The 7,500-nt window shown below is 36.7% G+C and carries 6 protein-coding genes (1 of these 6 only partly in view); all 6 read right to left on the bottom strand.

Translation table 11 applies throughout. The features are described from left to right. A protein-coding gene (gene gyrA / locus QUF99_RS03380) for a DNA gyrase subunit A (protein WP_289368657.1) crosses the window boundary here: on the bottom strand, window positions 1–1,157 show its start. Its footprint begins 1,315 nt before the window's first position; 1,157 of the gene's 2,472 nt are visible here — the first part of the coding sequence; its start codon is at window positions 1,155–1,157; its stop codon lies off the left edge, out of view. Window positions 1,158–1,235: 78 nt separating this feature from the next. After that, a complete protein-coding gene (gene gyrB / locus QUF99_RS03375) occupies window positions 1,236–3,158 on the bottom strand; it encodes a DNA topoisomerase (ATP-hydrolyzing) subunit B (protein WP_289368656.1) in 1,923 nt (640 codons plus the stop codon). 38 nt (window positions 3,159–3,196) lie between these two features. After that, window positions 3,197–4,324 (bottom strand): DNA replication/repair protein RecF, encoded by a 1,128-nt coding sequence (gene recF / locus QUF99_RS03370; RefSeq protein WP_289368655.1) that lies wholly within the window; start codon window positions 4,322–4,324, stop codon window positions 3,197–3,199. Between the two features lie 12 nt (window positions 4,325–4,336). Continuing rightward, window positions 4,337–4,549, bottom strand: coding sequence for a S4 domain-containing protein YaaA (yaaA, locus tag QUF99_RS03365; RefSeq protein WP_286123013.1), 213 nt, complete (start codon window positions 4,547–4,549; stop codon window positions 4,337–4,339). A gap of 285 nt (window positions 4,550–4,834) precedes the next feature. Continuing rightward, the gene (dnaN, locus tag QUF99_RS03360; RefSeq protein WP_289368654.1) at window positions 4,835–5,980 is read right to left on the bottom strand and encodes a DNA polymerase III subunit beta; all 1,146 of its coding nucleotides are present in this window, start codon (window positions 5,978–5,980) and stop codon (window positions 4,835–4,837) included. 179 nt (window positions 5,981–6,159) lie between these two features. Next, a complete protein-coding gene (dnaA, locus tag QUF99_RS03355) occupies window positions 6,160–7,500 on the bottom strand; it encodes a chromosomal replication initiator protein DnaA (protein WP_289368653.1) in 1,341 nt (446 codons plus the stop codon).

Genomic DNA, 7,500 nt, shown 5'->3' with positions numbered 1-7,500 from the left:
ACACGTAAACCTTCTAGAATATGAGCACGTGCTTCCGCTTTCTCTAATTCATAAGCAGTACGTCTGCGGATTACAACTTTTTGATGCTCTAAATAATAGTATAAAGTTTGTTTTAAGTTTAATACCTTTGGTTCCCCATTTACGAGTGACAACATGTTAATACCAAAACTTGTTTGAAGCGCTGTATGCTTATATAAGTTATTTAGCAATACATTTGCATTTACGTCACGTCTTAATTCCATCACGACACGCATACCATTTCGATCTGATTCATCACGTAAATCTGTAATACCATCAATCTTTTTATCGCGAACAAGTTCAGCAATCTTTTCGATCAATCTTGCTTTATTCACCTGATATGGTAATTCAGTTACAATAATCGTTGACTTTCCATTTGCCTTCTCTTCAATTTCTACTCTTCCACGAAGAATAACCGTCCCGTGTCCTGTTTCATACGCTCTTCGAATACCACTGCGTCCTAGAATTTGACCCGCTGTAGGGAAGTCTGGACCCGGAATATGCTCCATCAATTCAGCAATTGTAATTTCAGAATTATGACTTAACGCTAACACTCCATCAATTACTTCACCTAGTTGATGTGGCGGAATATTCGTCGCCATACCAACAGCGATACCTGTTGCACCATTTACTAATAAATTAGGAAAACGCGCAGGTAAGACAATTGGTTCTCTTTCCGAACCATCGTAGTTATCTTGATAATCAATTGTATTTTTGGAAATATCACGCAGTAATTCCATAGAAATCTTGGACATTTTTGCTTCTGTATAACGCATTGCAGCTGCAAAATCACCATCGACAGAACCGAAGTTCCCATGTCCATTTACGAGCATATAACGTTGACTAAAGTCTTGGGCCATTCGCACCATTGTTTGATATACTGCCGAATCACCGTGCGGATGGTACTTACCAATTACTTCACCAACAATACGTGCAGACTTTTTGTATGCTTTATCAGCAGTAATTCCTAAATCGTTCATCGCATATAAAATTCTACGGTGAACAGGTTTTAATCCATCTCGAACATCTGGCAGCGCACGAGATACGATAACGCTCATCGCATAATCTAAAAACGAGGTACGCATTTCATGGCTAATATTAACCTCTCGAATCCGGCCTTGTTGTTGGTTGTCTGACATCAACCAGCACCTCCTCATTACATTTCCTGTTCATTTATATGTAGAAGACAGGAACACTCAGATTCCTGTCATCAATCATTAAATATCAAGGTTTTTCACATATTTTGCGTTTTCTTGGATAAAGTTACGACGCGGTTCAACTTTATCTCCCATTAAGATTTCGAATGTTTCATCTGCTTCTATTGCATCTTGAAGTGAAACTTGAAGAAGAGAACGTACTTCTGGATCCATTGTTGTTTCCCATAACTGCGTTGGATTCATTTCTCCAAGACCTTTATAACGCTGAATACCTGGTTTTGGCTGTTTTGGCATCTCCGCTAATATGCTTTCAAGCTCTTTATCATTGTAAGCATACTCAATTCTTTTCCCTTGTTGTACTTTGAACAAAGGCGGCTGTGCGATATACACGTAACCATATTCAAGAAGTTGGCGCATATAACGATAAAAGAACGTTAATAATAGAGTACGAATATGCGCACCATCGACATCGGCATCCGTCATAATAATAATCTTATGATAACGAGCCTTTTCAATATCGAAATCTCCGCCAACGTTAGTACCAATTGCTGTGATAATCGTACGCACTTCATCGTTAGATAAGATTTTGTCTAAACGTGCTTTTTCTACGTTAATGATTTTACCTTTTAGCGGTAGAATCGCTTGGAAGTGACGATCACGACCTTGTTTCGCAGAACCTCCCGCAGAGTCACCCTCTACAATATAAATTTCACTAATAGAAGGATCCTTAGCAGAACAATCTGCTAATTTACCTGGTAAACTAGATACTTCCAACGCACTTTTTCTGCGCGTTAATTCACGAGCTTTCTTAGCAGCAACACGTGCTCTCGCTGCCATTGTTCCCTTATCTACGATTTTACGAGCTACGTTTGGATTCTCAAGTAAAAACTTTTCAAAAGCCTCTGAGAATATAGACTCTGTAATCGTTCTTGCTTCACTATTTCCAAGCTTTGTTTTGGTTTGCCCCTCAAACTGTGGGTTTGGATGTTTGATGGACACAATTGCTGTTAAACCTTCACGAACATCTTCACCCGTTAGATTACTATCAGCATCTTTTAAAATATTATTTTTACGTCCATAATCATTAATCACACGTGTTAAAGCTGTTTTAAAGCCAACTTCATGCGTACCGCCCTCATACGTATGGATGTTATTTGTGAATGAATAAATGTGATTTGTATACCCTTCGTTATATTGAAGCGCAACTTCAACCTGAATGCCATCTTTTGAACCTTCTACATATACAGGTTCCTCATGAATTGGCTCCTTCGAGCGATTTAAATGCTCAACGTAAGATTTAATTCCACCTTCATAATGAAATTCTTTCTTTTGTTTCTGTTCACGCTTATCTTCAATTATCATTCTAATATTACGATTTAAGAATGCTAGTTCACGCATACGTGTTGCTAATGTATCAAACTCATATTCCGTTGTCTCAGTAAAGATTTCCGGATCTGGTTTAAAACGCGTTATTGTCCCTGTATGATCCGTTTCCCCAATTACTTTTAAATCTGCAGCTGGAATACCACGTTCATATTTTTGATAATGAATTTTTCCATCACGATGTACAAACACTTCTAATTCTGTGGAAAGAGCATTTACAACAGATGCACCAACACCGTGTAAACCACCAGAAACTTTATAACCGCCACCGCCGAATTTACCACCGGCATGAAGCACAGTCATAATAACTTCTACAGCAGGACGTCCCATCTTTTCTTGTATACCAACCGGAATACCACGACCATTATCTGTTACAACGATACTGTTATCTTCTTCAATACTGACATTAATCTCGTCACAGTACCCTGCTAATGCTTCGTCAATACTATTATCGACAATTTCCCATACAAGGTGATGAAGACCCTTTCCGCTTGTAGTACCAATGTACATACCAGGACGTTTCCGAACTGCTTCTAAACCTTCTAGTACCTGTATTTGACTTTCATCATATGCATTTTCCTGCATTTGTTTTTGTTCCATTGACACAAAGATCACCTACTTTTCCATTTAAACAGAAGTTATCTTCTGTCTATTTCACAATCTACCGTGCCGTTCGTTACATGAATTGTTTTTGCTTGCTTTAATGTTTCGTGTTCAATTCCGTCGACACTCGTCGTTGTCACAAATGTTTGCACTTTTCCTTGAATTGTATTTAGCAGATGTGATTGGCGATAATCATCTAATTCTGATAACACATCATCTAGTAAGAGGATTGGATATTCGTTAACCTCTGAATAAATTAATTCAATTTCAGCTAACTTTAGGGAAAGTGCGGTTGTTCGTTGTTGTCCTTGCGAACCAAAGACTTGAACATTTTTACTATTAACGAAGAATTGTAAATCATCACGATGAGGACCAATTAAAGTCGTACCACGGAAAATTTCACGTTGTTTCACAGATTGAAAACTTTCATAGTATACTTCTTTTATTTTCGACAAATCCATTGATTCTGATACATCCACGCTTGGTTTATAAACTATTTCTAGTTCCTCTAATCCTCTGCTAATCCCGCGATGAATTGGAGCGGCCCACTCTTGTAGCAAATGCAAAAATTCAAAACGTTTTCGCAGAATTTTCGCACCATGTTCAATAAGCTGAAGTGTAAACACATCTAGCATTGTTTCCTCGTTTTTACTATTCCCTTGCATTTTCTTCAGCAAGTGATTTCGCTGCGTGAGCACTTTTTGATATTGACTTAATTCATACAAATACACAGGAGCTATTTGTCCAAGCTCCATATCCAAAAAGCGTCTTCGTACTTGAGGGCTTCCTTTTACAAGATTTAAATCTTCTGGGGCAAACATAACAACATTCATTTCGCCAATATATTGGCTCAATTTTTGCTGTTCAAGTTGATTCAACTTTGCCTTCTTCCCCTTTTTAGAAATGTTTAATTCTAAAGACAAGGAGCTATTTCGTTTTTGTAATCTACCTTTTATTTTACCATAATCCTCGTCCCATCGGATAAGTTCACGGTCATTCGAAGTTCGATGAGATTTGGCCATCGCTAACACATAAATAGCTTCCATCAAATTTGTTTTCCCTTGCGCATTTTCACCAATAATTACATTGACTTTATCCTCAAAGGAAAGATCTAGATGTTCATAATTGCGATAGTTTTTTAATTGTATTTCTGTAATATACAAAGGGCTCCCCCTTTATGCCTGAACTTGAAATGTTCCGCTCTCCGGAATTTCAACAATGTCATTTGCATATAACTTTCGGCCTCTTCTATTTTCAAGTTCTTGATTCACATACACTTCATATTCTTGTAAAAACCATTTTACAGCGCCGCCTGTATCAATTACGTCAGCCAGCTTTAAAAATTGTCCTAGTGTAATATACTCTGTCGAAATCTTAATACGTTTCATAAAATCGCTCACTTTCTAAAAGTGTTCATTCTTTCATTGTACTAAATAAACTAGCATTAGGAAAGTAATACCCCTAAAAGTACATGTTCAAAAAGGAGGATCAAGAGAGCCGAGCAGTTCGAGGCGCGGAAGCCAGAAGGATACGGCGTGTAGATGGAACTACATAAGTACCGGACTGGCGAAGTAACGAAGAAATAGAGCGGCTCTCTTTACCGGACTTTTTGAACATCCCCTAAAATCAAACAAGGGCCACTAGTACGTTTAAACTAGCAACCCTCAATCCGATTAGTAAGTACGAACCGGTAAAATTAATTGAGTGATGGAATCATCATTTACTGTACGAATTAAAAATGGTCTCATTGCACCAGTAAAACTAATTTTAATTTCGGTACTGTCTAACGCTTTTAGTGCATCCATCATATATTTTGCACTAAAGGAGATTTTTAATTCTTCTCCTTCAACCTTTTCACACTGAACTTCTTCAACTACCTTTCCGATTTCTGGTGAGTTCGAAGAGAGTTCTAACATTTGCTGTTCTAAGGTAGATAACTTTACAACATTATTTCGACCATCCCTCGCCAACAAAGAGGCACGATCAATCGCTTGTAAAAACTCTTTTGTATTTACAAATATATCTGTTTTGCTTTCCGCTGGAATAAGTCTAGTTGTATCAGGATAATTTCCTTCTAACAATCTAGAGAAGAATAATAAATGTTTGGTACGGAACAATACTTGATACTCCGTAATAACAATATCAACCATTTCTTCTGACTCATCAAGAATTTTACTTAATTCATTCAAACTTTTTCCTGGAATAACAACATTAGCTTGAAATTCATTCGCAATATTGTGACCTTCGATTTTTGCTTTACGAAGTGCCAAACGATGACTATCTGTTGCAATACAAGTCAACTCGCTGTTATATACTTTCCAGTTTACACCTGTCAAGATTGGACGTGTTTCAGAAGTTGACACAGCAAATACAGTTTGACGAATCATGTGTTTTAGTAAATCTGTTGGAATCTTAAATACATGATGTTCTTCAATTTGCGGTAATAAAGGATATTCAGCCGAATCTAAACCGTTTAAATTAAACTCTGATTTCCCCGATTTTATTTTTGCCATAAAATGATTTTCCACTGAAATTTCTACTGATTCTTTAGGTAATTTTTTTACGATCTCACTAAAATATTTTGCTTGTAAAACAATACTGCCTGATTGTGCTATTTCAACAATCTCTTTACCAGCTTCTTCAGTTGGTATAAAGGATTCAATTGAGATATCAGCATCGCTTCCTGTTAATGTAACACCATCTTCAGTTGCTACGATTTTAATTCCTGTAAGAATTGGAATTGTTGTACGAGAGGAAATAGCTTTCATTACATCTTGTACACTTCTTACAAGAAAGTCTTTTTGAATTGTAAAACGCATCTCAAAAAACCTCCGGTGAGTATAAGATTTTATTTATTAAATAAAGATAAAAAAATAGTAGTAATAGTAATAGGGCTTGTGGATATGTGGATAACTCGATTTAGAGACGGGAAAACAGTCTATCTACATGTGGATAGACTGTGCGTAAAACAAGAGAAGTTATTCACACTATTCAGCTACTACCTTAAAATATCAATAATTTCTTCAACCTGTTTTTGTAATTGTGTATCAGCTTTTAATAGTTTTGAAATTTTTTCATGTGCATGAATGACAGTGGTATGATCACGTCCACCAAACTCCTCACCAATTTTTGGCAAAGACGAATCTGTTAATTCGCGTGAAAGATACATTGCGATTTGGCGAGGGAATGCAACTGACTTTGTACGTTTTTTTGCTTTGAAATCTTCTAATTTAATTTGAAAAACATCCCCAACTGCCTTTTGAATATCATAAATAGAAATAATTTTAGGTTTAGAATTTGGAATAATATCTCTAAGTGCTTCGGCAGCTAAATCTGCATTAATATCTTTATTAATCAGAGATGAATAAGCAACAACTCGAATCAGCGCACCTTCTAGTTCACGAATATTAGAGTCAATTTGATTGGCAATATACAACATGACTTCATTTGGAATATCAAGACCTTCTGCTTTTGCCTTCTTACGTAAAATTGCAATTCTCGTTTCTAAATCTGGCGGTGTAATATCTGTAATGAGCCCCCACTCGAAACGTGAACGAAGACGATCTTCTAGCGTCGGAATTTCTTTTGGTGGTCGATCACTTGAAATTACAATTTGTTTACTCTCTTCGTGTAGTGCATTAAACGTATGGAAGAATTCTTCTTGCGTTTGTTCTTTTCCGGCAAGAAATTGAATATCATCTATAAGTAAAACATCTACATTACGATATTTATTACGAAAATCAACCGCTTTATTATCGCGAATGGAGTTAATAAATTCGTTTGTAAATTTCTCCGATGATAAGTAAACGACTTTTGCATTTGGGTTATGTTCAATTACATAATGCCCGATTGCATGCATTAAGTGCGTTTTTCCGAGTCCTACACCCCCATAAATAAACAACGGGTTATATGCTTTAGCAGGTGCTTCTGCAACGGCTAACGAAGCTGCATGAGCAAATCGGTTCCCAGAGCCGATAACAAATGTATCAAATGTATATTTTGGGTTTAACATGCTCTTAGGAAAGTGATTAGGTTCATCATTCATTCTTTTCTTTTTAGCAGGAGGATAGTCAATCTCCTCTTCAGCTTGACTTTGCGGAATAATAAAGCGAATTTCTAGTTCCGCCCCTGTTAAATGATAAAGTGTTTCTGCGATTAGTTCCGAATAATGAGATTCTAACCAGTCACGAGCAAATTCGTTCGGAGCTGTAATGGTTAATGTATCTTTTTTTAAGGTGTGTGCTTTTGTTGATTTTAGCCATGTTTCATAGCTCGGTTTACTCACCTTTTTTTCTAGTTCTTTTAAGGCGCTATTCCATAAATCAGAGATATTTTCCAA

The organism is Bacillus sp. DX4.1 (assembly GCF_030348195.1).
Taxonomy (GTDB): Bacteria; Bacillota; Bacilli; order Bacillales; family Bacillaceae_G; genus Bacillus_A.
This window is presented reverse-complemented; position numbering and strand designations above follow the sequence as displayed.

Coding starts and splice junctions, on each gene's coding strand:
- yaaA (WP_286123013.1), bottom strand. CDS start 4,549: ATGAAACGTATTAAGATTTCGACAGAGTATATTACACTAGGACAATTT.
- gyrB (WP_289368656.1), bottom strand. CDS start 3,158: ATGGAACAAAAACAAATGCAGGAAAATGCATATGATGAAAGTCAAATA.
- dnaN (WP_289368654.1), bottom strand. CDS start 5,980: ATGCGTTTTACAATTCAAAAAGACTTTCTTGTAAGAAGTGTACAAGAT.